The 25572-nt window shown below is 72.9% G+C and carries 24 protein-coding genes; 12 read left to right on the top strand and 12 right to left on the bottom strand.

Annotation, left to right across the window (positions count from 1 at the left end; genetic code table 11):
• Positions 1 to 1105: 1105 nt before the first annotated feature.
• From ACZ3II_RS36665 to ACZ3II_RS36655, 3 genes are read left to right on the top strand one after another with little or no spacing between them, the layout of a single operon-like run.
• On the top strand, positions 1106 to 1531 hold the full coding sequence (locus tag ACZ3II_RS36665; RefSeq protein WP_465524121.1) for a TOBE domain-containing protein: 426 nt from the start codon (positions 1106 to 1108) through the stop codon (positions 1529 to 1531).
• Entirely contained in the window at positions 1528 to 2322 is a 795-nt protein-coding gene (locus tag ACZ3II_RS36660) for an ABC transporter permease (protein WP_465524120.1), read from the top strand. The genes ACZ3II_RS36665 and ACZ3II_RS36660 overlap by 4 nt, the downstream gene beginning before the upstream one ends.
• Positions 2319 to 3380 (top strand): ABC transporter ATP-binding protein, encoded by a 1062-nt coding sequence (locus ACZ3II_RS36655; protein WP_465524118.1) that lies wholly within the window; start codon positions 2319 to 2321, stop codon positions 3378 to 3380. The genes ACZ3II_RS36660 and ACZ3II_RS36655 overlap by 4 nt, the downstream gene beginning before the upstream one ends.
• Here ACZ3II_RS36655 and ACZ3II_RS36650 read toward each other — a convergent pair.
• Complete coding sequence (locus ACZ3II_RS36650) at positions 3350 to 5047, bottom strand: ABC transporter ATP-binding protein (RefSeq protein ID WP_465524116.1); 1698 nt, start codon at positions 5045 to 5047, stop codon at positions 3350 to 3352. The two genes, ACZ3II_RS36655 and ACZ3II_RS36650, sit on opposite strands and share 31 nt — an antisense overlap.
• A 73-nt stretch (positions 5048 to 5120) precedes the next feature.
• Here ACZ3II_RS36650 and ACZ3II_RS36645 point away from each other — a divergent pair, with 73 nt between their 5' ends.
• On the top strand, positions 5121 to 5666 hold the full coding sequence (locus ACZ3II_RS36645) for a TetR/AcrR family transcriptional regulator (protein ID WP_465524114.1): 546 nt from the start codon (positions 5121 to 5123) through the stop codon (positions 5664 to 5666).
• Positions 5667 to 5734: 68 nt separating this feature from the next.
• Here ACZ3II_RS36645 and ACZ3II_RS36640 read toward each other — a convergent pair whose 3' ends face one another.
• Positions 5735 to 6502 carry an enoyl-CoA hydratase/isomerase family protein gene (locus tag ACZ3II_RS36640; RefSeq protein ID WP_465524112.1) on the bottom strand — a complete coding sequence of 256 codons (768 nt, stop codon included), beginning with the start codon at positions 6500 to 6502 and terminating at the stop codon, positions 5735 to 5737.
• 34 nt (positions 6503 to 6536) lie between these two features.
• Positions 6537 to 8420 carry a HEAT repeat domain-containing protein gene (locus ACZ3II_RS36635; protein ID WP_465524110.1) on the bottom strand — a complete coding sequence of 628 codons (1884 nt, stop codon included), beginning with the start codon at positions 8418 to 8420 and terminating at the stop codon, positions 6537 to 6539.
• A gap of 292 nt (positions 8421 to 8712) precedes the next feature.
• Between ACZ3II_RS36635 and ACZ3II_RS36630 the strand changes: the two genes are divergently transcribed.
• Both ACZ3II_RS36630 and ACZ3II_RS36625 read left to right on the top strand, forming a co-directional pair.
• Positions 8713 to 10662: a GMC family oxidoreductase N-terminal domain-containing protein gene (locus ACZ3II_RS36630; RefSeq protein WP_465524108.1), complete on the top strand. Its 1950-nt coding sequence runs from the start codon at positions 8713 to 8715 to the stop codon at positions 10660 to 10662.
• Positions 10659 to 12065, top strand: a complete 1407-nt coding sequence (locus ACZ3II_RS36625) for an aldehyde dehydrogenase family protein (protein WP_465524106.1) — start codon at positions 10659 to 10661, stop codon at positions 12063 to 12065. The genes ACZ3II_RS36630 and ACZ3II_RS36625 overlap by 4 nt, the downstream gene beginning before the upstream one ends.
• On the opposite strand, the gene ACZ3II_RS36620 is transcribed toward ACZ3II_RS36625, so the two are convergent.
• From ACZ3II_RS36620 to ACZ3II_RS36610, 3 genes are read right to left on the bottom strand one after another with little or no spacing between them, the layout of a single operon-like run.
• Positions 12052 to 12798, bottom strand: coding sequence for an OmpA family protein (locus ACZ3II_RS36620; RefSeq protein ID WP_465524104.1), 747 nt, complete (start codon positions 12796 to 12798; stop codon positions 12052 to 12054). The two genes, ACZ3II_RS36625 and ACZ3II_RS36620, sit on opposite strands and share 14 nt — an antisense overlap.
• Positions 12795 to 13028: a hypothetical protein gene (locus ACZ3II_RS36615; protein WP_465524102.1), complete on the bottom strand. Its 234-nt coding sequence runs from the start codon at positions 13026 to 13028 to the stop codon at positions 12795 to 12797. The genes ACZ3II_RS36620 and ACZ3II_RS36615 overlap by 4 nt, the downstream gene beginning before the upstream one ends.
• A gap of 38 nt (positions 13029 to 13066) precedes the next feature.
• On the bottom strand, positions 13067 to 13762 hold the full coding sequence (locus ACZ3II_RS36610) for a GAP family protein (protein WP_465524100.1): 696 nt from the start codon (positions 13760 to 13762) through the stop codon (positions 13067 to 13069).
• A 63-nt stretch (positions 13763 to 13825) separates the two neighbouring features.
• Between ACZ3II_RS36610 and ACZ3II_RS36605 the strand changes: the two genes are divergently transcribed.
• Positions 13826 to 14356, top strand: a complete 531-nt coding sequence (locus ACZ3II_RS36605; protein WP_465524098.1) for a signal peptidase II — start codon at positions 13826 to 13828, stop codon at positions 14354 to 14356.
• A 4-nt stretch (positions 14357 to 14360) separates the two neighbouring features.
• Here the strand turns inward: ACZ3II_RS36605 and ACZ3II_RS36600 are convergent, their stop codons facing one another.
• Positions 14361 to 15005, bottom strand: coding sequence for a pentapeptide repeat-containing protein (locus ACZ3II_RS36600; protein ID WP_465524096.1), 645 nt, complete (start codon positions 15003 to 15005; stop codon positions 14361 to 14363).
• Between the two features lie 31 nt (positions 15006 to 15036).
• On the opposite strand from ACZ3II_RS36600, the gene ACZ3II_RS36595 reads away from it, so the two are divergent.
• Positions 15037 to 15357: a MazG-like family protein gene (locus tag ACZ3II_RS36595; protein WP_465524094.1), complete on the top strand. Its 321-nt coding sequence runs from the start codon at positions 15037 to 15039 to the stop codon at positions 15355 to 15357.
• A gap of 105 nt (positions 15358 to 15462) precedes the next feature.
• Positions 15463 to 16374, top strand: a complete 912-nt coding sequence (purU, locus tag ACZ3II_RS36590) for a formyltetrahydrofolate deformylase (protein ID WP_465524092.1) — start codon at positions 15463 to 15465, stop codon at positions 16372 to 16374.
• Between the two features lie 6 nt (positions 16375 to 16380).
• Here purU and ACZ3II_RS36585 read toward each other — a convergent pair whose 3' ends face one another.
• Positions 16381 to 17352, bottom strand: a complete 972-nt coding sequence (locus ACZ3II_RS36585; protein ID WP_465524090.1) for an Hsp70 family protein — start codon at positions 17350 to 17352, stop codon at positions 16381 to 16383.
• A gap of 97 nt (positions 17353 to 17449) precedes the next feature.
• A complete protein-coding gene (locus ACZ3II_RS36580; RefSeq protein ID WP_465524088.1) occupies positions 17450 to 18277 on the bottom strand; it encodes a LysR family transcriptional regulator in 828 nt (275 codons plus the stop codon).
• Between the two features lie 87 nt (positions 18278 to 18364).
• On the opposite strand from ACZ3II_RS36580, the gene ACZ3II_RS36575 reads away from it, so the two are divergent.
• Positions 18365 to 19090 (top strand): SDR family oxidoreductase, encoded by a 726-nt coding sequence (locus tag ACZ3II_RS36575; protein ID WP_465524086.1) that lies wholly within the window; start codon positions 18365 to 18367, stop codon positions 19088 to 19090.
• 4 nt (positions 19091 to 19094) lie between these two features.
• Here the strand turns inward: ACZ3II_RS36575 and ACZ3II_RS36570 are convergent, their stop codons facing one another.
• A complete protein-coding gene (locus ACZ3II_RS36570; protein ID WP_465524084.1) occupies positions 19095 to 20201 on the bottom strand; it encodes a MalY/PatB family protein in 1107 nt (368 codons plus the stop codon).
• Between the two features lie 54 nt (positions 20202 to 20255).
• Between ACZ3II_RS36570 and ACZ3II_RS36565 the strand changes: the two genes are divergently transcribed.
• Complete coding sequence (locus ACZ3II_RS36565; RefSeq protein ID WP_465524082.1) at positions 20256 to 20933, top strand: hypothetical protein; 678 nt, start codon at positions 20256 to 20258, stop codon at positions 20931 to 20933.
• Here the strand turns inward: ACZ3II_RS36565 and ACZ3II_RS36560 are convergent.
• Both ACZ3II_RS36560 and ACZ3II_RS36555 read right to left on the bottom strand, forming a co-directional pair.
• Positions 20872 to 23856 carry a WD40 repeat domain-containing serine/threonine protein kinase gene (locus tag ACZ3II_RS36560; RefSeq protein ID WP_465524080.1) on the bottom strand — a complete coding sequence of 995 codons (2985 nt, stop codon included), beginning with the start codon at positions 23854 to 23856 and terminating at the stop codon, positions 20872 to 20874. The two genes, ACZ3II_RS36565 and ACZ3II_RS36560, sit on opposite strands and share 62 nt — an antisense overlap.
• Before the next feature lie 6 nt (positions 23857 to 23862).
• Positions 23863 to 24975 (bottom strand): zinc-binding dehydrogenase, encoded by a 1113-nt coding sequence (locus tag ACZ3II_RS36555; protein WP_465524078.1) that lies wholly within the window; start codon positions 24973 to 24975, stop codon positions 23863 to 23865.
• A 75-nt stretch (positions 24976 to 25050) separates the two neighbouring features.
• Here ACZ3II_RS36555 and ACZ3II_RS36550 point away from each other — a divergent pair, with 75 nt between their 5' ends.
• Positions 25051 to 25536: an NUDIX domain-containing protein gene (locus tag ACZ3II_RS36550; RefSeq protein WP_465524076.1), complete on the top strand. Its 486-nt coding sequence runs from the start codon at positions 25051 to 25053 to the stop codon at positions 25534 to 25536.
• The last annotated feature ends 36 nt before the right edge of the window (positions 25537 to 25572 follow it).

The raw sequence follows: 25572 nt of genomic DNA, 5'->3' as shown, positions 1-25572 counted from the left end.
TTGCTGCGACCCGGGATCGGGTGCTTTGCCCGAGTCGAGCGATCCGGCTCTGCGCAGTTCCACCGGCCGCGTCCGTGGCTGGGCCTTCGGCTACCTCGGCGGCGGACTCCTGCCCCTGCTCCTCGAACGGAGCTGCGCCTTCTGCTCGGCCACTTCCAGCGTCCGAGCTAAGGCCGTCGGCCGGCTGACCCGCCATCCCCGCGACCTTGCACGACCTGCCTCATCCAGAAGGCTCATGCCGGTGGATCTTGTGGCGGCTGGCTCTCATGGCTGTCTCCCGCCCGTCGAGACAGCCATGAGAGCCAGCCGGGTTGTTCCGGCTGGTCGTCAGGGCTGCCTCCGGCGGGCGGGAGACAGCACTCACAGCCCGCCGGATGTGCACGCCACCGAACCAGCCCGCCGCTGGCCGGATACTCCCGTCCAGGAGCGCGGCGGTCCGGCGTGAGGTCCTTGCCCGATCTTGGGGGTTTGGCGCCGGAGCCGGGCGCGCAAGATCGGCACGCTGTCCATACTGGTGCGCGCAGCTTCGGAAATCCGGTGCCTGATACCCAAGATCGTGAGCCTTGGCGATCTCGTGGGGGGAGTGCCGGTGTGACCCGCACAAGATCAAGGGCTGACGGTCGATCCCGGTGGCAAATGCTCAAGATCGCCATGCGCCCGGTCCCATCGAAGCGGACGGTGAGCGGTGGCGGGCGGTGAGTGGCATTGCGGGCGTCGGGTGACGCATGTCGGTGGAACCCGGGCGGTGAGCGGTTGCGGGCCGTGGGTGGCGTTGCGGGCGTCGGGTGGCGCATGTCGGCGACTCGGACCCGGACGGTGAATGGCGTCGTGAGCGGGGGCATATCGGTTCCCGGGGCACGGGCGGTAGGGGCCGCTGGCCGTAGCGGGGGCAATTCGGTGATCGGCAGTGCGGTGGACCGGCTACGGGCAAGGGCTGCGGCCGGCGATCCCGGGTGCGGAATTGGTGAAGCTCCGGGTGACCGGGAAGATCCGGGCCTGAGGTGCCAGCGCAGCATATGCGAGCGATGGCCGAGGAGGCGACGTGAAGATGCGGTAGGGGATACGGGCCCGGGATGGCAGGTGCGAGAGGAATAGAATCTCCGCCGTGACGGGGTTTCGGATCGGTGAGGTGGCGGAGTTGCTGGGGGTCAGCGCCGACACCGTGCGCCGGTGGGTCGACGCCGGGCGGCTGCCCGCGGGACGTGATGACGGCGGGCACCGGGTGGTCGACGGGGTGGAGCTGGCGGCGTTCGTACGGGCCAAGGGCAACGATCCGGACGAGCGGGCGGACGAGTCGTCGGCGCGGAACCGGCTGCGGGGGATCGTGACCGCGGTGGTGAAGGACACCGTGATGGCGCAGGTGGACATTCAGTGCGGGCCGTTCCGGGTGGTGTCGCTGATGAGCCGGGAAGCGGTCGACGAGCTGGATCTGCGGGTCGGTTCGGTGGCGGTGGCGGTGATCAAGTCGACGACGGTGGTGGTGGAGCGGTCGGCGCCGTCCGCGGGAACCAGGCGGGCATCGACGGGATGAGGGCGAAGGCGGGGCGCGTACCCGTACCTCTGCTGGTGCCCGCAGTCCTGGGTTTGATCTTCTTGATCCTGCCGCTGGTGGGGCTGCTGGCGCGGACGCCGTGGGGGAGCCTGCTCGAACGGCTGACCGAGCCGGGTGTGGTGGCCGCGCTGCGGCTGTCGCTGCTGACGTCGACGGTGGCGACCGTGTTGTGCCTGGTGCTCGGGGTGCCGCTGGCGTGGCTGCTGGCCCGGGTGGAGTTTCCGGGGCGGCGGCTGGTGCGGGCGCTGATCACCGTGCCGCTGGTGCTGCCGCCGGTGGTCGGCGGGATCGCGCTGTTGCTGGCGCTCGGGCGGCGTGGGCTGGTCGGGCAGTGGCTGGACGCGACGTTCGGGATCACGTTGCCGTTCACGACGGCGGGGGTGGTGATCGCCGAGTCGTTCGTGGCGCTGCCGTTCCTGGTGATCGCGGTCGAGGGGGCGTTGCGGGGGGCTGACAGCCGGTACGAGGAGGCGGCGGCGACGCTCGGGTCCGGCCGCTGGACGACGTTCACGCATGTGACGTTGCCGCTGGTGGCGCCGGGGATCGCGGCGGGGGCGGTGCTGTGCTGGGCGCGGGCGCTGGGGGAGTTCGGGGCGACGATCACGTTCGCCGGGAACTATCCGGGCATCACGCAGACGATGCCGCTCGCGGTCTATCAGACGATGGAGAGCGGTGACCTGGAGGGAGCGGTCGTGCTGAGCCTGATCCTGCTGGTCGTCTCGGTCGCGATCCTGGCCGGGCTGCGTGACCGCTGGCTGACCGCCCCATGACCGGATCTCTGCTGGACGCGCGGCTGATGGTGCGGCGCGGGACGTTCCAGCTCGACATCGGCCTGCGGATCGGCCGGGGTGAGACGGTGGCGCTGCTCGGGCCGAACGGCGCCGGGAAGACCACGGCGTTGCGGGCGCTCGCCGGGCTGACCCCGCTGTCCGGCGGTCATCTCACGGTGGACGGCAGAGATCTGAGCCGTACGCCGCCGGAGCAGCGCCCGATCGGTGTCGTGTTCCAGGACTATCTGCTGTTTCCGCACCTCAGCGCCCGGGACAATGTGGCGTTCGGGCCGCGTCGGCACGGGCGGGACCGGGCGGCGGCGCATGCGGTCGCCGACCGGTGGCTGGACCGGGTGGGGCTTGCGGGGTACGCGCGCCGCAAGCCCCGTGACCTGTCCGGCGGCCAGGCGCAGCGGGTCGCCCTGGCCCGGGCGCTGGCGGTCGACCCGACGGTGCTGCTGCTCGACGAGCCGCTCGCCGCGCTGGACGCCCGGACCCGCCTGGAGACCCGTGGTGAGCTGCGGCGGCACCTGGCCGAGCATCCGGGCGCGACCCTGCTGGTGACCCACGATCCGCTGGACGCGCTGGTGCTCGCGGACCGTCTGGTCATCGTCGAGAACGGCCGGGTGGTGCAGGAGGGGGACGCGGCGACGATCACGGCGCGGCCGCGTACCGACTATGTGGCCCGTCTCGTCGGTCTCAACCTGTACCGCGGCCGCGGCGCCGGGCATTCCGTCACGGTCGCCGACGGGTTCGCCCTGACCAGCACGGACACGGTGCACGGGGACGCGTTCGTGGCGTTCCCGCCGGCGGCGGTCGCGCTGCACCCGCACCAGCCGGACGGCAGCCCCCGCAACACCTGGCCTGCGGTGCTCGCCGACATCCAGCGTCACGGCGACAACCTGCGGGTCCGGCTGGACGGGCCGATCAGTGTGGCGGCCGACATCACGCCCGCGGCGGCCACCCAGCTCGACCTGTCGCCGGGGCGGGAACTGTGGGTGGCGGTGAAGGCGACCGAGACCCGCGCCTATCCGGACGTCAGCAGCGTGGCGGGCTGATCGGCGGCGATCCGCAGGGCCTCGACCAGCCGGCGGTACAGGTCGTCGGTCTCGTACAGCGTGGCGTGCGTGCCCTGGGCGCGGATCCTGCCGTCCTCCAGCACCACGATCCGGTCGGCGTCGAGGACCGTGGACAGCCGGTGCGCGATCGTCACCACGGCGCCGTGGGCGGCGCGTTCCCGGATGCAGTCCTGCACGGCGGCTTCGGTCAGGCCGTCGACCTGGGCGGTGGCCTCGTCGAGCAGCAGCACGTCGGGGGTGCGCAGCAGGGCCCGGGCCAGCGCGATCCGCTGCCGCTGGCCGCCGGAGACGTCGGTGGCCCGCAGGGCGGTGTCGAGGTCGCCGAGCCGGACGGAACGGAGCGCCGCCCGTACCTCCTCGTCGGAAGCCTCGGGATGGGTGAACCGCAAGTTGTCACCGACAGTGCCCGGGACCACCGGGGTCTCCTGCTCGACGTAGGCGAGCCGCGCCCGGACCTCCTGATGCCCCCACGCCGCGTAGGGCTGCCCGTCCAGCAGGAGGCGGCCACCATCCGGTTCGAGGAAGCGCAGGAGCAGCGAGAACAGGGTGGTCTTCCCGGCGCCGGACGGGCCGACGATCGCGATGTGACCGCGCCGGGGAATCGTCAGGTCGATGTCATGCAGCACCTCGGGCGCGTCCGGGCCGTAGCGGGCGGTCACCGACAGCAACTCCAGGATCGGACCGTCACCGGCGGTGGCCGGTGCGGCGGTCTCCGGGGCGGCGGGTTCGAGGGCGATCGCGTCGAGTTCGTCGATCCGGCCGGCGGCGGCGATGCCGGCCTGCAGCGCGGTCAGGTTCTGGGTGAGTTCGCCGATCGGGCCCATCAGCTGGAACACGTACAGCAGGAAGGCGACCAGGCTGGACACCTCCAGCAGCCCGGCGTGGGCGCGCCACGCGCCGACCGCGAGGATCAGCAGGACCGCGAGGTGGATGCCGGACCAGGCGATGGTCCACACGGTGGCCGCCACCTTCGCGGCGCGGATGCTGTGCGCGGCGGCGTCCTGAGCGTTGCCGACGACCTGGTCGCCCTGGCGGGCCTCCGCCCGGCTCGCCTTGACGGTACGGATGGCGCGTAACGACCCCTCCAGGTTGGCTCCGAGCCGCCCGACCGCCTCCTGAGCAGCGGTCTGCGCGACCCCGATCCTCGGCAGCAGCACCGTCATGAGAACGGCCACCACCGACACCGCGGCGAGCGTGCAGCCGAGCAGCGTCAGGTCGAGAACGGCCATCAGCACGAGCGTGCCGGCCAGCCCGATCCCGGCGTTGATCAGGCCGATGACGCTGCTGGACGCCTGGTGCAGCAGCGCGGTGTCGGAGGTGACCCGGGTGACCAACTCGCCGGTGGGCCGGGCCAGCAGGTCGTGGAGGCGGGCCCGGAAATACCGCCGGATGATCGAGGTGCGGGCGTCGAGCACGATCTGTTCGGCCAGCGTGCCGAGCAGGATCGACTGCCAGAGGGTGATCGCGGTGCCGGCGACGACCAGCGCGGCGAGGACGGTGATCGGGGTGGCCAGGTCGACGCCGTCGGAGAAGCTGTCCAGCACCCACTTGGTGACCATCGGGGTGGCCAGGCCCGCGGCGTTGCCGGCCAGGCCGAGGGCGAGCCCGAGCGCCATGGTGCGGCGGTGCGGACGGAGCAGTCTCATCAGTCTCGCGGTATCCGGCATTCCCATAGTGGAACACCGTTGTTCCGTAATGGGCAAGTGTTATTCTGCCGCGGTGACCACCGCACCCACCGGCAGCCGCGCCCGGACCAGGCAGGCGATCCTCACCGCCGCCATCGAGGTCCTGGCACGCCATCCGGCCGCGCCGCTCGGTGACGTGGCCGCCGCCGCCGACGTCGGCCGCACCACGCTGCATCGCTACTTCCCGGAGCGCACCGACCTGATCGCCGCGCTGAAGGAGGAGGCCGGGCGGCGGCTCGACGAGGCCGGGGCGCGGGCCCGGGTCGGGGACGACAGCGGGGCCACCGCGCTGCGCCGCCTCTGCCAGGAGTATTTCGACCTCGGCGACGTGCTGTCGCTGCTGTTCCAGGAGCAGGTGTCGTTCGAGGCCGGCTGCGACGACGAGATCGAGTCGATGGTCCGGCGCGGGCACGCCGACGGCAGCATCGACCCGGAGCTGCCACCGGTGTGGGTGCAGAACCTGATGTGGTCCCACCTGTACGCCGCCTGGAACTACCTGGCCGAGACGCGCGCATCCCGCCACGACACGCTGCGCCTGCTGTTGCGCTGCGTCGAAGGCGCGGTCCGCCCGCTGTCCTGAAACCCGGCAGTTTCTGGTGGCTGTCTCCAGCGGCCGGAGACAGCCACCAGAACCAGCCGGGGGTCGCGCTACTCGCCGGTGAAGACGGGCGGGCGGCGGGCCAGGCTCGCGGCGATGCCCTCGGCGCTGTCCTTCGTGGCCCAGTGGATCTTCTGTTCGGCCAGCTCGTGGTCCAGTGCGGCACGGACCCGCTCGGCCAGGCCGGCCCGCAGCGTGGCCCGGATCGAACGGACCGCCAGCGGGGCCGAGGCGGCGATCTCGGCGGCCAGCTCCCGGGCCGCCTGCCGGAGGTGACCGGGCGCGGCGAGACGGTCGGCCAGCCGCAGCCGCAGCGCCTCCGCGCCATCGACGCGACGGCCGGTCAGCAGCATGTCGGCGGCCGCCTGCCGCCCGACGATCTCCGGGAGCGTCACGCTGACCCCGAAACCCTGGTGGAACCCGAGCCGGGCGAAGTTCGCCACGAACCGGGTGGACGCCTCGGCGACCCGGAAATCGGCGGCGCAGGCCAGCCCCAGCCCGCCTCCGACGGCGGTGCCCTGCACGGCGGCGACGATGGGCGTACGGACGTCGAACAGCTCCGCCGCCCGCCGGTACAGCCGCTCCGCCGCCGTGACGTGATCCTCCGCGAACTCGCCGCCACCGAAATCCGCCCCGGCACAGAAGTGCTTCCCGTCCGACGCCAGAATGATCACCCGGCAGTCCGGGTCGTGGTCGAAACTCCGCGCGGCGTCGACGATCCGCCCGATCAGCGCCTCGTCGAAGTGGTTCGCCGGCGGCCGCCGCATCTCCAGCAGCGCGACGCCACCCTCGACGCTGACCGACAGATCGTTGCTCATGACCGCATCCTCGCACGCATCCCCGGCCCCGTGATCAGGACGGTTCTCCGGCGATCGCGGCGCGAGCGATGATCGCGGCGTCGATCAGACGTTCGTCGGCGCGCATCTCGGCGTCCCGGTCCGGCAGCGAGAAACCCGCGCGGTGCCGCGACCCGATCAGCCCGTCCAGGAACCCGAGCAGCGGCCGGGCGTGTGGGCCCATCGCGGCGAACACCCGCAGGACCCGCGGGCCGTAGAGGTCGTCGTCGACATAGCTCGGCAGCTCCCGGAGCAGGTCACCGGCGGCTGCCGGGCCTTCGTGCCGCCAGAGGGTCCCGGCGGTCTCCACCCGCATCCTGCCCGGCTGCCCGAAGAGATGCCGCAGCTGGCGGTGCTGGCGGACGGTGAGCCCACCGTTGTCGACCAGCCAGGACAACAGCCCGGGCGCGACCCGGCAGTGCCGCAGCTGCTCGGGCTTCCCGGCCAGATAGTCGTCAGCGAGCGTACGGTTCCCGGTGATCCGTACCAGCGCGCCGGCCGCGAGATCAGCCGACCCGCCGCCGCTCGCCGCGAACCGTTCCAGAACCGGAACCGCCTCCCGGGCCGCCGGCCCGGCCTTCCCCAGAACGCCGATCTCCCAGTTGACGTCCCCGAGATTCGCGCGGTCACGCGTGACCCCGTGATCGAACGCATCCCGAACCCGCACGGCGCCGTCGAGCGCGTGCTCGAGCTGCGTGACCAGTAACGGCACGATCGCGGCCGCATGCTGTGGGGCCGCGGCCAGAACCCGCAGGGCCGGCGCCACCGCGCACTCCCACCACGGCACCGGGCAGTCGACGGGATGTTCGACCATAACCCCCGTTGCGGCGGTGACCAGCGGCGGCGCGTCCGGCGCCAACGTGGCGAGCGCTTCGCCGAGGCCGGGTTCGCGGCACCCGGTCCGGACCAATCTTGCGAGGTACGGCACGGCCCGCTGATCACCCGCGCTCCCCAGCGCGACCGCGGCGGCATTGCCGAGTTCCGGGTCCTCCAGCACGGTCGCCAGTTGATCCGCCGCCATCCGGGTCGCAGTCGCTGAGGCGGTCAGCGCCCGCAGCACCGCCTCCGGGGGTGTGGAAGGAGAGGGGAGGGGTTGCCGGACCGCGGTGAGGAGGGCGGCCAGGGCCGGAGCGAGCCCGGTCGCGGCGGCTCGCCAGGTGCGCATGGCTTCGGCGGCGAGGAGCAGGCCGGCGCGGTGGGCGGCCGGGCTCTCGGACGGGTCCAGCAGACGGATGGTCCAGGCGTAGCATTCCTCCTCCCGGTCGTCGCGGCGGAAAGCAGAGGCCCAGCGGTGACCCGTGGACCAGCGGATACGACTGCCCGGGGCGGCCAGCACACCATCGGCCGCGTCCACGTCGGCACGGATCGCCGCGTCGACCGGCGCCGACCCGGGTGTCGCGCAGGCGGCCAGCACACGGATCGCCGGAATCCGGTCGGCCCGTAACGCGCGTACCGGGTCCAGCCAGGAATCACGGTCGGTGCTGGTGATCGCGGCGGCGGTCATCGCCTCGGCGACGGCGACCCGGACGATCGGGTCGGCCGAGGAGCCGATCACGGCCACGCAGCGGCCGGGTGTGCCGGCTTCGGCGAGCAACCAGGCCGCGGCGCGCCGGGCTTCCTCGTCCGGATCGGTCAGGGCACGGCCGGCTGCGTCCGCCGCCTCGGGCCAGGGCCGGTCGTGCGGGGACAGTTCGGTCAGAAGCCGGAGAGCGGCCCGCCGGACGGCGACGCGTTCGTCGGCGGCATAGGTGATCAATCGCTGGGCGACGGCGCCACCGAGGTCGGCGCGGACCTCGTCGAAGATCCGTACGCGGGCCGGACTCCCGTAGTCGGCGGCGGCCATCGAGATGATCGCCGTCTCGAGCCAGTCGGTGCCGCCCGACGGCGGCACGGCACTCACTTGGCGGGGCGCTGGACGCCCTTTCCCTCAGACATGCGGCTGATCCTGACCGACCTCCGGCGAATCCGCAACATCGATTCCGCCGGCCCACCCGCTGAACGAAGAGCCGTACAGCAGGCCGGTCACGCGGGCCCGAGAACAGGCGTGGGCGACGGCTCGCGGTCTGTGGGGGTCCGGAAGTGCAAGATCCGCACAACCGGGCACGGCGGCGAGCACGTGCGACATGTGAATCCGGATTTACATTGGGGACCAGCACGGCCACCGGACTTCTCCACCGAAGCAGGAGCGCACCGTGACCGAGATCCTCACTCCGAACCAGACACAGGTGTTGCGGCTTCTCTGCGACACCATCGTCCCCTCGTTCGACCGTCCCGGCGACACCGACGGGTTCTGGGCTCGCAAGGCCACCGACGTCGGCGCTGATCAGGGCGTTCTCGACATGCTCGCGGACATGCCGGCCGAACAGCGGCAGGCGATCGGCGGGCTCCTCGACATCCTCGCCCTGCAGGGTTTCCAGCCGCGGGCCTCGCAGGAGTCGCGGGAGCAGATCCTCACCACCCTGTCGCTGGCCTCGTCGCCGGCGGCGGTCGGCATCGGGTCGCTGACCAGCCTGATCCTGCTGATGACGTACGGGCGCACGGACGCGGCCGGCCGGAATCCGAACTGGACCCGGCTCGGCTATCCCGGGCCGGTCGACTGCCGTACCGAACAGCTCGGCCGTACCATCGAGCCCCTCCGGATCGACGGGGACCGGGAACTGGCCGCCGACGTCGTGGTGGTCGGATCCGGTGCCGGAGGCGGCCTGATCGCCGGGCGGCTCGCCGCGACCGGCGCCCGGGTGGTGGTGCTGGAGGCCGGGCGCTATCGCACCGAGGACGACTTCGACCAGCTGGAGCTGCCCGCCTACCAGGGGTCCTACTGGCGGGGCGGCCCGAACACGACAGCCGACCTCAACGTCACCCTGATGGCCGGCGCCGGGGTCGGTGGAGGAACCGTCATCAACTGGACCAACTGCCTGAAGACCAAGGACGGGGTACGCCAGGAGTGGGCCACCGAGCACGGGCTCACCGACCTCGCCACTGATGCCTTCGACCGCCACCTCGACGCCGTCTGGCGGGAGCTCTCGGTGACCGATCAGTGTTCCGAGCTGAACCGGGTGCACGAGGCCATGCACCGGGGCGCCGAGGCGCTGGGCTGGTCATTCGCCACGATCTTCCGGAACTGGGACGAGAAACGGCACGACGCCGCGATCGCCGGGCACCTCGGGTTCGGGGACCGGTCGGGGGCGAAACGGTCGACGCTGAAGGTCTATCTGGAGCCCGCCGTCCTGGAGCACGGCGCGCAGCTCGTCGAGGGCTGCCGGGTCGAGAAGGTGCTGGTGGAGAACGGCAGGGCGGCGGGGGTGACGGGCCGGACCCGGAGCGGGGCGGCGGTGACCGTGCGGGCCCCGATCGTCGTGGTGGCGGCGGGCGCCCTGGAGTCGCCGGGGGTGCTGCTGCGGTCGGGCATCGGTGGGCCGGCCGCCGGCGACCACCTGCGGTTGCATCCGTGCACGGTGACGATGGGTGACTACGGGACGGACATGCAGGCGTGGTGGGGCGCGCCGCAGGCCGGGCTGGTCGACGAGTTCGCGAACGTCGAAGACGGGCACGGGTTCCTGATGGAGAGCGTGCAGTACACGACCGGGCTCGGAGCGTCGTCGGTGCCGTTCACGTCGGCTGCCGAGCACAAGCAGGCGATGGCCGACTTCCGGAACAACGCCTCGTTCATCGGGCTGATCCGGGACCGCGGGCACGGCAGGGTCACCCTCGACGCTGCCGGGAACACCGTGCACTGGTACTCGCTGACCGACGACCTCGACATCCGCAACAGCTACCGGGCTCTCGAAGCGGAGATCCGGCTGCATCACGCGGCCGGAGCGCGGGGGATCCGGGTGCTGGCGCGCGGGATACCGCCGTGGCGGTACGGCGACGACCTGGAGGCCTACATCGAACGGGCGCGGCGGGTGCCGCTGCGGGCCGGCGGGGCGACGATCTTCTCGGCGCACCAGATGGGTAGCTGCCGGATGGGCACGGACCCGGCCACCAGCGTCGCGGACCCGCGGGGCGAGCTGCACGACACGCCCGGGGTGTGGATCGGGGACGCGTCGGCGTTCCCGAGCCCGTCCGGGACCAACCCGATGATCACGATCATGGCCCTGGCGTGCAGGACCGCCGAGAACATCAAGGAGGCGTCACGGTGAACACCGACAAGCTGTTCATCGGCGGCCGGTGGGTGGAACCGGCCTCTGCGGAGAAGATCGAGGTCGTCAACCCGTACACCGAAGAGGTCTTCGCCACCGTCCCCGCCGCAAGCCCGGCGGACGCCGATGCCGCCGTCGACGCCGCGCGGAACGCCTTCGAGGGCTGGGCCGCGACACCGCTCACCGATCGAGTGGCCGTGTGCACGGCGGTCGCGTCGAAGCTGCAGGAACGCCAGGGCGAGCTGTCCGCGCTGATCAGCCGCGAGATGGGGTCGCCGCTGCCGTTCTCGGCGGGGGTGCAGACCGCGCTGCCGATCGCCACGTTCACCTCGATGCAGCATCTCGCCGAGGACCTGCCGTGGCGGCAGCGGATCGGGAACTCCCTGGTCGAACGCGAGCCGGTCGGGGTGGTCGCGGCGATCACCCCGTGGAACTACCCGCTGCACCAGGTCGCCGCGAAGGTCGCCGCCGCGCTCGTCGCCGGGTGCACGATCGTGGTGAAGCCGAGTGAGGTGGCGCCGCTCAGCGCGTTCGTGCTCGCCGGGATCCTCGACGAGGTGGGCCTGCCGGCGGGGGTGTTCAACCTGGTCACCGGCTACGGCCCGGTGGTCGGGGAGGCGCTCGCCGGGCATCCGGGCGTGGACATGGTGTCGTTCACCGGGTCGACCCGGGCCGGACGGCGGATCAGCGAGGTCGCGGCGGCGACGGTCAAACGGGTCGCCCTGGAGCTCGGCGGGAAGTCGGCGAACATCATCCTCGACGACGCCGACCTCAAGGACGCGGTCGCCGACGGGCTCGCCAAGTGCTACATCAACTCCGGGCAGACGTGCACCGCGCTGACCCGGATGCTGGTGCCGCGGGCGGCGCTGCCGGTGGTCGAGGAGATCGCGGCGGCGGTGGCCGGGCACTTCGCGACCGGTGACCCGGACGATCCCGGGACGGTGCTCGGGCCGCTGGTCTCGGCGGCGCAGCGGGACCGGGTCCGCGACTACATCGCGCAGGGGCAGGCGGAAGGCGCGCGGCTGGTCACGGGCGGGGAGCCGGATCACGAGCGGGGCTATTTCGTACGGCCCACCGTGTTCAGTGACGTCACCCCGGACATGACGATCGCTCGCGAGGAGATCTTCGGCCCGGTTCTGGCGATCATCCCGTACGACGGTGAGGACGACGCCGTCCGGATCGCCAACGACAGCCCGTACGGGCTCGCCGGCGCCGTCTGGTCCGGTGACCGGGACCGGGCGGTCCGGGTGGCCCGGCGGTTGCGGACCGGACAGGTCGAGATCAACGGGGCCGCGTTCAACCCGCTCGCCCCGTTCGGCGGTTACAAGCAGTCCGGGCACGGCAGGGAACTCGGCCCGTACGGCATCCTCGAGTTCACCCAGACGAAGGCTATTCAGCTCTGACCGACAGCTCCACGCGGCGGTTCGGCGGGTTCTCCCGGGTTCGCGGGCGGGACTCGCCGTGACCGACAGCGGTCATCCGCTCGTCGGCCACCCCGAGGTTCCGGAGCCGGGCCCGTACCGCGTCGGCGCGGGCCCAGCTCAGCGTCAGGTTCGTGGCCGCGCTGCCCCGGGCGTCGGTGTGCCCGGCGATCAGGATCGTGGCGTCCGGGAACTCCCGCAGGATCGCGGCGATCCGGGGCAGGTCGCGCTGGGACTCTCCGGTCAGGCGGGTGCCGTCGGCCTCGAAGGTCAGCGGGGGGACGGCGGCCAGGCGCTCCCGCACCCGGTCGCGCGTCTCCGCTGGTCGCACCGGCTGTGTTCCCGGTTGCACCGGCTGTGTTCCCGGTCGCACCGGCTGCGCCCCCGGTTGCGCCGCCTGCGTTTCCCGTCGCGTCGGCTGCGGGGCGGCCGCCGGTGCGGGACCCGTCACCCGGATGTGGACCGTGCGGACCCCGGCGACCGCCCGGACGATCGCCCCGGCCCGGTCCGCCTCGGCCGGGGAACCGGCCACCACCAGGGCGTCCTGACCGTCGAAGGTGACCACGGCATGCGGCTGCCCGGCGGCGGTCAGGGCAGCGGTGGCGTGCCGGGTCAGGTCGTCCTCGATGCGGTACCGGTTCGGGCCGAGCTGCGCGGCGACGATCACGGCGAGACCGAGCAGGGCAGCCGGGACGACGAACCGGCGCGACGTCATCGGGGCGCTCGGGGCCGCGGGGACGGGCGGCCGGCCGGCGCGGCCGACGGCGGGGAAGGCCCGGCCGCCGGCGGAACCGGGGCGGCGTCACGGTCCGGCGTCCCGGCCCGGAAACCCGTCACGGTGTGCACCCGGGGCTTCTCGGCGGCCTTCCACAACCGGCCGGTGACCACGCCGAGGACGAACGCGAGCAGGATGAAGACCAGTGACTGGCCGACGAACCAGGTCACACCGACCTCCGGAGCCCCGACATCAAGATCACGATATCTCACGTGCCGAACAGGAAGAGATTGGCCGCCGCCTCCCGGGCCAGCAGGAAACCGGCGATCCCCACGATCCACGCGACCGTGTCGCTGTGCGTCATCCAGTCGGAGACCTTCGTCAGCGCCGGGACGATCCGCTTGCCGGCGGCCAGGCGGACCACCATCAGCACCAACGCCGGCGTGATCATCAGGAGGCAGTACCCCGCCATGACCGCGGCGATCTGCGGCACCGCCAGGTCCGCCGCCGTGACCAGGCCGATCGCCCCCAGATAGGGCAGCATCGTGGACACCTCGACCAGCGCGGCCAGCAGCGCCAGCCCGGCCAGCGGCAGCGCCCCGCCGTCCTCGGCCAGGACCCGCCGCCGCCAGCGGGACATCCGGCCCTCGGCGCCCGGCCGGTTCCTGTGGCCCAGCCAGAAGCTCCACAGGAACAGCGCCACCCCGAGGACCAGCAGCGTCCACTGTGCGGCATCCGTCGCGAAGATCCGGGTGATCTGCGGCAGGAAGGCGCCGGCCCCGAGCGTGACGGCCACACCGACGGCGAAGTAGAAGGTGGCGACCGTGCCCAGGAAGATCAGGATCCGCCCGGCCCGCACCGGACCGGGATGGATCAGCAGCCAGATCGGGATCAGCAGGGTCCCGAAACTGGTCGAGTCGATCAGCGCGAGCACGGCCAGCGAACCGAGAAGGGCGACATCCATACCGGTCATCGTGAGCCATCCGCGCTCGCCCGCCGTGCCCGGGCGGCGGCGTAGACTGCGCCCGTGATCGATGGGAGAAGACCTGCGGCGTACGCGGGTTTCCGGCTGACCGTGGCCCTGGCAGTGCTCGTGGTCGTGGCCGATCAGCTGACCAAGTTCTGGGCCGTGGCCGCGCTGACCGGCCGGCCCCCGGTCGACGTCGTCGGCGACCTGATCCAGTTCCAGCTGACCTACAACCCGGGCGCCGCGTTCTCGGTGGCCGCCGGCGCGACCTGGCTCCTCACCCTCTTCACCGCGGCCGCCGTGATCGCCACCGGCGTCGTCGCGCTCCGGGTCCGGTCCCGCGCCTGGACCGTGACGCTCGGCCTGCTCCTCGGCGGCGCGGTCACCCACCTGGCCGACCGCCTCTTCCGCGAGCCGGGCCCCGGCCGGGGCCACGTCGTCGACTTCATCGACTACTTCGGCCTCTTCATCGGCAACGTCGCCGACATCGCCCTGGTCGCCGGCGCCGCCCTGGCCGTCCTGCTGAACCTGCGCGGCGTGACCCTGACCGGCGGCACGGACCTCCCGAGGGCCGAACCGGTCGCCGGCTGAGGCGTCAGTTCTCGACGACGATGCCGAGGGCGCCGGCCAGGGCGTAGGACAGGCCCAGCAGGTCGTCCGGGTGCACGACGGCGCCCGCCCAGCTGGTGATGCCGCCGATGCCGGACAGCTCGCAGCGCCGGAAACGGGCGCCGCGCATCGTCGCGTTGCTGAACTGGGCGCCGCTCAGGTCGCAGTCGACGAACGTCGCCGTGCGCAGGTCGGCGTTGGTGAAGTCGGCGCCGGTCAGATTGCAGCCGGTCACGGTGACCGCGGCGAACCGGGTGAAGCGCCAGTTCGTCAGGTCGAGCTTGCAGTCGGTGAACGTGACGTCCCGCAGAACGCCGCCGCTCCAGGCCAGGCCGGTCATCCGGCTCCCGGAGACGGCGAGGCGCTCCATCGAGCCGCTCTCGGCGCGCACGTTCGACCAGTCGGAGCGCTCGACCAGGCAGTCGGTCAGCCGCACCTTCGGCAGCACCGCGCCGGCCAGCCGGGCCGCCCGGAACCGGCACTGGGCGAACTCCACGGTCTGCGCGAACACTCCGATCAGGTCGGCGCCGTCGAACGAACGCTTCTCGTGGAAGTCGTCCGACTCCAGGCCGGGGGCGGGGGCCTCCAGGTCGTCGGGCAGGATCGGCCGGGCCGGGGAGTCGTCGCGCATCGGCACACCGTACCCAGGAAGGGGTTTTGTCATGGAGAGCACCGTCTGGGACGCCGCCCGGCGCTGGCGTGAGTTCCTCGACGAGCGGAACGGCGCCGACCCCCTGGAGCTGACCTGCCGGATCATGAAGATCACCGAGGAGGCCGGCGAGGCCGCCCAGGCGTGGATCGGTGTGCTCGGCCAGAACCCCCGCAAGGGTGTCACCCACACCACCGAGGACGTGGTCGGCGAACTCGCGGACGTGGTGTTCACCGCCCTGGTCGCCATCGCCAGCCTCGGCGCCGACCCGCGCGAGGCGGTCGAGACGGTGGTCACCAAGGCCGAGGGCTACCTGCCCGGGGGCACGGTGTGACGTGGGTCGCGGGTGACCTGTGGGATTGTGCTTCGGCAGGGTCAGGCTAGATTCCTAGACTTCGGTGGCCCGTACAGCTGAAGAACCCCGGAAGGACGCCCCGACGTGACCCTGACCCAGAACGCCCCCGCGCCGCACCAAGCGCAGCCGATGCCGCCGGCCGCCGACCAGGCCGTGCTGATCGTGCACGGACGGGACCGGACCGGGATCGTCGCGGCCATCAGCACCGTTCTCGGGCGGCACGGGGCGAACATCGTCTCGCTCGACCAGTACTCGGACAACCCGCACGGCGGCGCGTTCTTCCAGCGGACCGTGTTCGGCAGGCCGGACCTGAAGGCAGCGCTCCCGGCGATCGAGGCGGACCTGCGGCAGGAGCTGGCGAACGGGTTCGAGCTGGAGTACACGCTGCGTGATCTGTCCGTGCCGAAGCGGGTGGCGATCTTCGCCTCGAAGACCGACCACTGCCTGCTGGACCTGCTGTGGCGCCACCGGCGCGGCGAGCTGCCGGTGAACGTGTCGATGGTGATCTCCAACCACGCCGACTCGGCGGACGAGGTGCGCTCGTTCGGCATCCCGTTCTTCCACGTGCCGTCGAAGGGCGCCGACAAGTCGGCCGCCGAGGCGCAGCACCTGCAGCTGCTCACCGGCAACGTCGACTTCATCGTGCTGGCCCGCTACATGCAGATCCTGTCCGGGGAGTTCATCGAGCGGGTCGGCGTCCCGATCATCAACATCCACCACAGCTTCCTGCCGGCGTTCATCGGCGCCGACCCGTACGCGAAAGCCCGGCAGCGTGGCGTCAAGCTGATCGGCGCGACCGCCCACTACGTCACCGAGGACCTGGACGAGGGCCCGATCATCGAGCAGGACGTGGTCCGGGTGAACCACGCCCACACCGTCGCCGAGCTGCGGCGGCAGGGTGCGGACGTGGAGCGGTCGGTGCTGTCCCGGGCGGTGCTGTGGCACGCCGAGGACCGGGTGATCCGGCACGGCAACCACACGATCGTCTTCCAGTAGGACCGGTCAGCGCCGCCGCCACGGCCAGCCCGGCCGCCCCGGCGGGCGGGTCCCGGCGGCGCTGCGCAGAACGGTGTGCGGATCCCGGACGGTCCGGGCCGGGGCCAGGCCGGCGCCGGTCAGAGCTGCGGCCACCTGCTCGTCCTCGCCGACGAGCACGACCGCGCCGACGTCCGACGGGGTCAGCTCGGCGTCGGCCAGCAACTGCTTGACGGTGTCGGCGAGACGATCGAGGTGCACGGCGGTGGCCGCGGCCAGATCGGCCCTGGTCACGACCACTGCCTGATGCGGTTCCGGCAGGAGCACCGCGGCCCGGGGCTGCACCGCCAGCACCGCCCGGGCCCGCTCGATCTCCCAGAGCAGCCGCCAGTCGTCGGCGTCCGCGTCGGCGCCGGCCCGCACCGCCGCCACTCGCAGCAGCGCCTCGTCGACAGCGGCGGCGCCCGGCGCGCGGACCGGGGCGGCGGTGAGCCGCTGCTGCCCGTCCCGGGCGTCCACCAGGGTGACCTCCGGCCACGCCGGGCCGGGCGCGCACACCACCACGACGTCCTCGCCGGTGAGCGTGGCGACCGCGGCGGCGGCGGTGACCACCCGGGGCCGGGGGAGCCGGGCGAGGGCTGCCGCCTTCTCCAGGCGCTGCCGGGCCGGCTGGTCCCAGGACTGGGCGGTGACGACGGTGAGGGCGGACGCGCCGCCGGTGCGGGCGGCGACGTGGGCCAGGACCGCGGCGATCGCCTCCGCCGGACCGCCGTGCCGCAGCAGGGTCATCGGGTCGGGCCGGTAGTCCTCCGGCCGGGCGATGCCCCGGGTGAGGGCGGCCGTGCCGGCGCGGTAGGCGCCGTCGTCGTGGAACACCCCGCTGGGTGTGCGGGCTCGTCCGTCGAAGAGCACGGGCTGAACATCGTTCCCGGACTCGTACGCCGCGGTGATCCACCAGGCGGCGATGTCGACGACCAGATGGAGATCTGTCGTTGGCATGTCGGGCAGTGTCGCAAATGGACGGACAGACCGCACATCTTGTCCGGAATTTTCCACGCATAGTGATAGATCAACGGCAACGTGTGTGCCGATTCTGTCATAGGCGGGTAGCTGTGCGTATCAGCAGGGCCAACGGCCGGGACCGGCTGTGCGGCGGCCAGGCGATCACCGTCGTCACCGGGTGCGCGTCGGTGACCGGCACGGTGGCGAGCTCCGGGCGCAGCTGGGACCGTACCGATTCCGGCAGCACCGCCGACGCCCGGCCGAGCGCGATCAGCTGCAGCAACTGGGCGTGGTCGCGGATCTCCGGTCCCGGGCCGTCGTCGGTGCCCGGCCAGCGCGGCGGCGGCAGCCCGGGGATCGTGACCGCCTCGGCCATCGTCAGCGACTCCCGGCCGGCGACCGGGTGCCCGGCCGGCAGCACCAGGACCTGCCGCTCGGTGGCCAGCTCCTCGAAGTCCAGGCCGGCCGTCGAGTCGAACGGCAGGTGCAGCAGCGCCACGTCGGCCCGCCCGTCCCGCAGCAGGCCCTCCTGCTGGGCGATGCCGCACAGCACCACGTCGACGGCGACCGAACCGGGCTCGGCGGCGTACGCGTCGAGCAGTCGCGGCAGCAGCTCGCTGGACGCGCCGGCCTTCGTGACCAGCACCAGCTCGGCGGACCCCAGCGCGGCCCGGCGGGTGCGGCGCTCGGCGGCGTCGACCGCGTCCAGCGCCGCCCGGCCCTCACGTAGCAGCACCGCGCCGGCCTCGGTGAGGCCGACCGTGCGGCTGGTGCGTTCCAGCAGGGTGACCCCGAGCCGGCGCTCCAGGTGCCCGATCGCCCGGGACAGCGGCGGCTGGGCGATCCCGAGGCGCAGCGCCGCCCGGCCGAAGTGCAGCTCCTCGGCGACGGCGACGAAATAGCGCAGCTCTCGCGTCTCCATCCCGCCACCGTAATCGATACCCACCGGGTATCGATGCGCGCGTAAGTGGTGTTGGTCGCGCTGTCCGGCCCGGCCAGGATCGGTGTCATGAGTGAGAACACGATCGCGCTGGTCACCGGCGCCAACAAGGGGATCGGGTACGAGATCGCGGCCGGTCTGGGCGCGCTGGGCTGGACCGTCGGCGTCGGCGCCCGCGACGAGCAGCGGCGCGAGACGGCGGTCGGGAAGCTGCGGGCCGCGGGGGTGGACGCGTTCGGGGCGCCGCTCGACGTGACCGACGACGCGAGCGTGACCGCGGCGGCCGCGCTGATCGAGGAGCGGTTCGGGCGCCTCGACGTGCTGGTCAACAACGCGGCGATCACCGGTGGCCGGAATCAGGTGCCGACCGCCACCGATCTCGCCGAGATCCGGGCCGTCCTGGAGACGAACGTGCTCGGTGTCATCCGGGTCACCGACGCTCTGCTGCCGCTGCTGCGCCGGTCGGCGGCGCCGCGGATCGTCAACATGTCCAGCGGCGTCGGCTCGCTGACCCGGCAGAGCGAGCACGAGGGGGACACCGGGCCGCTGTCGATGGCGTACGCGCCGTCGAAGACGCTGCTCAACAGCATCACCATCCAGTACGCGAAGGCGCTGCGGGACACCGGCATCCTGATCAACCTGGGCTGCCCGGGGTTCACCGCCACCGACCTGAACGGGCACCGCGGTCGCCGCACCCCGCAGCAGGGCGCGGCGATCGCGATCACGCTGGCCACCCTCCCGGACGGCGGGCCGACCGGCGGGTTCTTCGAGGACGCCGGGCCGATCCCGTGGTGAGAGCTCAGGCGGCGTACGGGGCCAGCCGCCGCAGCATCTCGTCCAGCACCGGCTGCGACGTCGCGAAGTTGAGCCGCGCGTAACCGGCGCCGCCGGGCCCGAACTGCGGCCCCGGGCTGAGCATCACCCCCGACTCGGCCAGGATCCGCCCGGCGGGGTCACCGCCCAGCGACCGCAGGTCCAGCCAGGCCAGATAGGTCGCCTCGGGCGAGTGGTGCCGGCCGAGGCGCTCGGCGATCAGGCGGCGGTTGCGTTCCAGCAGGGTCCGCACCTCGGCCAGCCACGGCCCGCCGTGCTCCCACGCCGCGAGGGTGGCCACGACCCCCGGCGTGCCCGGCTGGCCGAGCAGCCGCTCCGGCAGCGCGTCCAGGGCCTTGCGGACCCGCGGCGCCGCCACGTCGGCGACCGCGCAGCGCAGCCCGGCCAGGTTGAACGCCTTGCTGGCGGTGGCGAGGGTGATCGTCCGGTTCGGTGCGAACGGCGCGAACGGCAGATGCCGGCCCGGCGCGTAGACCAGCTCGGAGTGCACCTCGTCGGCGATCACCAGCAGGTCGTGCCGTTCCGCCAGATCGGCCAGCCCGGACAGCTCGGCACGGGTGAAGACCCGGCCGGTCGGGTTCTGCGGGTTCACCAGGATCAGCGCCCGGCACCCGGCCAGGGCGTGCCGGTCCACCTCGAACGCCCAGCCGCTGCCGGTGTCGGTCATCGGGATCGGCACCAGGCGGCGGCCCATCCGCTCGAGGGTCTTCAGGAACGGCGGATAGCTCGGCACGTGCATGGCCACCGCGTCACCGGGTTCGGTGGCCACGTGCAGGATCGCCTGCAGCGCCTGGATCGTCTCGGTGAAGACGCGGACCGACCCCGGGTCCGGCCGGTGCCCGTGCAGCGTCTCCGTCCGGCTGACGTAGGCGTCGATCAGCGGATTGGCGCGGGGGTCCTCCTCCCACACCGGATAGCCGTGGTCGGCGTCCCGGATCGCGGCGAGCACCGGCTCGGCCACCGGGAAGTCCATGTCGGCGATCCACGCCGGGATCGCGCCGGCGGCGGTGGCCCGGGCCCACTTGACCCCGGACCGTGCGGACAGTTCGGCAACATCGATGTCGTCCAGCATGCGACCAGGCTAACGCTGATATCGACGGTTGGTGATGAGTTCGCCGGTCGGTGCTTGACCACGTCAGCCGGCCGGGAAAGCGACGCCTCATGGACTTCTTCGGCGGCCAGCCGGGCCGGTTCGCGGGGCCGGGTGCGGGCCGCGCGGCGGGGCGGGTCCGCGCCGATGCTGGTGTTCGGGCTGTTCATGGTGACGTTCGCCGGTTATCAGGGGCTGGTGAACTACTACGTCTGGCCGGCGCCGGCACACTGGCCGCGGTGCAGCCTGCTCGCGCTGGTCGTGCTGTGGCTGACCGGGCGGGTGCGGGTGCGGCGCAGCGGGGTCGGGGAGGGCCCGCGGTCGTACGGGAAAGCCGCCGTCCTGCTCCTCGCGGTGCTGGTGATCGGCAACGTGACCTGGCTGCTGCCGTTCACCCGGATCCTGCTCCGGCCCGCGTCGGTGCTGACGTTCCTGGCGCTGTGGCAGCGCAACCGGCGGCCGGCCGCCTGGTCCGGCGCCGTCGCGATCGCCATGATCGCCGGGTGGCTGGTGGATCTCCTCCTGATCCGCGGCTTCCCGGGGACGCGCGCACGGGCGGACGGCGCTCGCCGCCGAGATGGACGTGCTCGCCACGCTGGTGGACCGCTTCCGGGCCGCGCGTGCGGGCAGTCCGGGCCGATACGAGTGACGGTCAGCGGCAGGCGGGCTCGTACGGCAGGGTCGGCGCGTACGCCGCCCACTCCGCCGCGCTGAGGCCACCCTGCCGCAGACAGCCCTCCGCGAGCGGCTCCCGCAGGGTCGCCCGCATCGCGCCGACGTCCCAGATCGTGGTGCCACCGGCGTCGGCGACGGTGAGCAGCGGGCCGCGCGGGCTGAACGCCACCGACGACGGCCGGCCCGGCAGCACCGCCACCAGCAGCGGGTCGGCGTCCGCGGACAGGCTCCACAGCTCGGTGCCGGTGAACCCGGCGACCGCCAGCAGCGAGGCGTCGGCGGCCAGGCTGACCGCACCCGCCCCGATCACGGTCCGGCCCGGGCGCCGCACCGACCGCACGTCCTGGCCGTTCCAGGTGACGATGTCACGGTTCACGGCCACGACGGTGCCGCCGCGGGCGTCCAGCACCTGGGTGCCGCCCGGCGCGGCGAGCATCGTGGCGGCGACCGGGCCGGCCGGGCCGGCGGGCCGCCACACGGTCAGCGACGGGTCCGCGCCGCCGTTGTCGCCGGCGATCACCAGGTCGCCGGTGACCTGGTCGAAGACGGCGGCCGCCAGATAGTCGGCGGGGATCTCGGCGAGCAGTCGCGGGGTGGCGGCGATCCGGTACACGAGCACCCGGGAACCCTGGTCCAGGACGGCGGCCAGGCCCCGGGCGGGGTCGATGTCCAGGACGTTCGCCAGCAGGGCTCGGGGCTCGCCGGCGAGGTCGTAGAGGGTTCCGGCGGTGAGCAGGAGGGTGCCGGTCACCCGTACCCTCGAAGCTCCCGCAACCCCGGCCACCGCCTGCCGTGCCGCCGCCGGACGGCCCGCATCGCGCAGATCCCAGAATTCCGTCCTCCCGCCGGAGGTGACCGCCAGCACGTCCGTGGGGGAGACGCCGACCAGGCGTGCCGGGTCCGGTGGAGCGTCCAGGCGGGCCCGCCGGACCGGGGTGAACGGGGCGACCCGCCACAGCGCCGCCGACCGGGCCGCGCCCTGCCAGCCCGCGGTGAGCAGCCGGGCGCCGTCCGGGGTGAAGTCCAGCGAGGAGATCCAGCCGCCGTCCCGGCGCAGCGTGCGCAGCAGCACCGGATCGCCCCCGCCGGCGAGGCTCCACAGGCCGACCGTCCGCTGTTCGCCGCCGGCCGCCAGCAGCGTCCCGGTCGGGTCGAACGCCACCCGCGTGGTCGTCCCCTCACCGCCCCCGAACGTCGACAGCAACCGGGGCCGCGCCGGGTCCGTGAGGTCGTAGAGCCGTACCCCGTCACTGACCGTGGCCGCCGCGAGCCGTCTGCCGTCCGGGCTGAACGCCAGGTTGATCACCGCGTCGGCGTCGGTGAGCACCGCCGCCTTCCGGGGCGGGCCGGTCACCGACCAGATCGTCAGCAGCTCGCCCTCGGCCACCCCGGCCAGCAGCCGACCGTCCGGGCTGAGCCGCGCGCCACCCCGGGTGACCGTCCCGGCCGGGGCGCTCCACACCGACCGCGGTTGCTGGCGGTCCCGGACGTCCCACAGCTCGATCCGGTCCGAGACGCTCAGCAGGCGGGCGCCGTCCTGGCTGAACTGCACCGCGTCCCACGCCTGCCCGGTCAGCTCGGCGAGGGGATAGGCCCCGAAGGTGTCCCACAACCGCAGCCGCGCCCCCGCTGTCGCGATGGTCCGCCCGTCCGGGCTGAACGACAGATCGGTGGTCTCCTCACCACCCGTCTCCAGCGCGCCGGCCCGGTTGAACCGGCCGCCCGCCACCGACCACAATCGGACGTCGCCCGCGCCTGCCGTCGCCACCATGCCGCCGTCCGGCCGGAACTCGGCGGCGTAGACGGCCTCGTCCGGGCTCAGTTCCGTCTCGTACCCGGTGGCCAGCGCCGCGTCCGTGGCGGCCCGGCTGCGTGCCGACGCCCCGATCGTCTGCGCGCTCACCGCCAGCCGCAGGGCCAGCCCCGGGTCGGTCTCCAGCACCTGCGCCGACCGGTCCAGCAGGTCCCGCTGGGCCAGCGTCCGTTCCTGCCGTTCGGCCCGGTCACCGGCCCGCGCCAGCGCCACCGCCGAACCCGCGATCAAGCTCGCCACCAGCGCGCCCGCCGCCGCCCAGCCGATCCAGCGGCGGGCCGGGCGGCGGCTGGCCTGCGCGGCCCGGGCGGCCCGCTGCAGCTCCGGCGTGACATCCGGGCGGCCCGCCGACAGCAGCGCGTCCAGCAGCCCGGACGCCTCCGGGCGGCGGGCCGGGTCCTTCTCCAGCGCCGACGCGGCGAGCGTGCGCAACGGCTCCGGCAGGCCGGTCAGGTCGGGTGGCTGGGTGAGGATCCGGCCCACCGTGGCCAGCGGCGAGTCGGCGGCGAACGGGGTGCGGCCGGTCGCGGCGTACCCGACCAGCACACCCCACGCGAACACGTCGGCGGGCGGCCCGACCCGGTCGCGCGACCCGGTGTCCAGGCACTCCGGCGCCAGGTAGGCGAGCGTGCCGACGACCTGATCCGGGCCGGTCAGCTCGGCGCTCAGGTCGGCGCTGCGGGCGATCCCGAAGTCGATCACCTTGGGCAGGCCGACGGCGAGGAGCACGTTCGCCGGTTTCAGGTCGCGGTGCACCACACCGGCGCCGTGGATGGCGACCAGGGCGGTGGCGACACCGACGGCCACGGCGTACGTCTCGGAGGGGGAGAGGGGACCGCGGTCGCCGACCACCTCGGCCAGGCTCGGGCCGTCGACGTATTCGACGACCAGGTACGGCGGGTCGTGCTCGAGATCGTCGTGCAGGACGGCGGCGGTGCAGAACGGGGGGACCTGGCGGGCCCGCTTGACCTCGCTGCGGAACCGGGCCAGGAACTTGGGATCGGGGCGGACCACCTTGATCGCGACCTGCCGGCCGCCGGGGTCGAGGGCGAGGTAGACGGTGCCCATGCCGCCGCTGCCGAGGCGACCGGTCAGAATATGATCATCGATCTGATCCGGGTCGCTGGGGAGCAGCGGCGCGACGGGCACCTCTGCTTACCCTTTTTCCGGATTTACCAGGATTTTCGCGTGTTTGCCCGGCTGGCGGAGGCGGTCGAAAGCCCCGGCGAGCTGTTCGAGCGGCACGATGCCGGTCAGCAGCGGGCGTGGATCGATCCTGCGCCGGGCGATCATCTGCAGAGTGGAACGGAACTCCGCCGGGTCGTAGCAGAACGAGAACCGCAGATCGATCTCCTTGTTGCTCGCCATCGTCGGGCGGAACGTGTCCGGTTCCATGCAGACGCCGACGACCACGACCCGGGAGCGGATCGGGGCGCGCGTGACGATGTCCTCGATCACGCCCGGCACGCCGACACACTCGAACACGACCGGGCCCCGGCCCAGCCGGCGGGCCGCCGCGACCGCCTGCCACCAGGGCATCCCCGGGACCTGGCGAAGCCGGTGCAGCGCATCCAGGCCGGTGCCGTAGATCTCGGTGATCGGCTTGGTGAGCCCGGCCCACGGCTCCCCGGTGACCACGTCCGCGCCGCACCGGCGGGCCAGCTCACGGCGGCCCTCGACGAGGTCGGTGGCGATCACCCGGCGTACCCCCAGGGCTTTCAGCATCAGGATCACCGCGAGCCCGATCGGACCGCAACCGATCACCACCGCGGTGTCCCGCCCGGTCACGTCACCGCGATGCACGGCGTGCAGGGCGACCGCGAGGGGTTCGGTGAGCGCCGCCAGATCCGCCGGGACCCCGGTCGGCACCGGCATCGCGGCGTCCTCGGCGACCAGCATGTACTCCGCGTAGGCGCCCGGCGCGTGCTCGGACAGCCCGATCATGTGCACGTCGTCGCCGTGCCGGATCAGCGGCAGCGCGACGAGCGGCTGCCCCTTCCTCCACCGTCGCCTCGTGTCCGGCCCGTATTCGTCCACCACGCCGGTGAATTCGTGACCCATCACGACACGGTGCTTCGATCGCATGAAATCCGGATAACCCACCTCGGCGGCGACGTCCGCGCTGTCGTCGGCGTGCACCCGCACGTGCAGATCCGACCCGCAGATCCCGGCGCGCGTCACCCGCAACCGTATCTGCCCTGGTCCCGGCACCGGCAACGGCACCTCGGCGACCGACAGCACCCCGTCCTGCACGACCACGGCCCTCATAGGGAGAGTCTCGTTAGGACGAACCTTCCCCGTCAACGCCCCGAAACTGTCATACCTCCGTGCTTCCATCCATTCATGCCGACGCATCGAATCCCCGCCAGCCCGCCGGTGGCGATCCGCAACCCACCGGCACACCCCGTCGACGTGCTGCTTCTCCTCACCGACGGCGATCACGTGCTGCTCGCCCTGCGCGACAACACCGGTTACGCCGACGGCCAGTGGAACCTGCCGAGCGGCAAACTCGAACACGGTGAGGACGTTCTGTCCGGTCTGCGCCGTGAGGCCCTCGAGGAGGTCGGGCTGGCCCTGGCCTCCGACGAGCCACGTCTGGTCAGCACGATCCACCACCGCACGCCGTCCGGCCACGCGCGGATCGGCCTCGCCTTCGCCGTCGCCTTCGACCCGTCCCGGCACGGCACACCGATCAACGCGGAGCCGCACAAGTGCGCGCGCATCGGGTGGTTCCGGTGGGATGAGCTGCCACCGGAGACATATCCGTACTCCGCGGCGTGCGTCGATGCCTGGCGCCGGGACGTGCCGTTGCGGTTGAGCGGCTGGTGAACCCCCTTTCGGTGTACGGGCCGACGACGGTCCCGT

Source organism: Actinoplanes sp. NPDC019969 (genome assembly GCF_055562375.1).
Note: the sequence above shows the minus strand (reverse complement) of the source record. Positions and strands in the feature narration are given on the sequence as shown.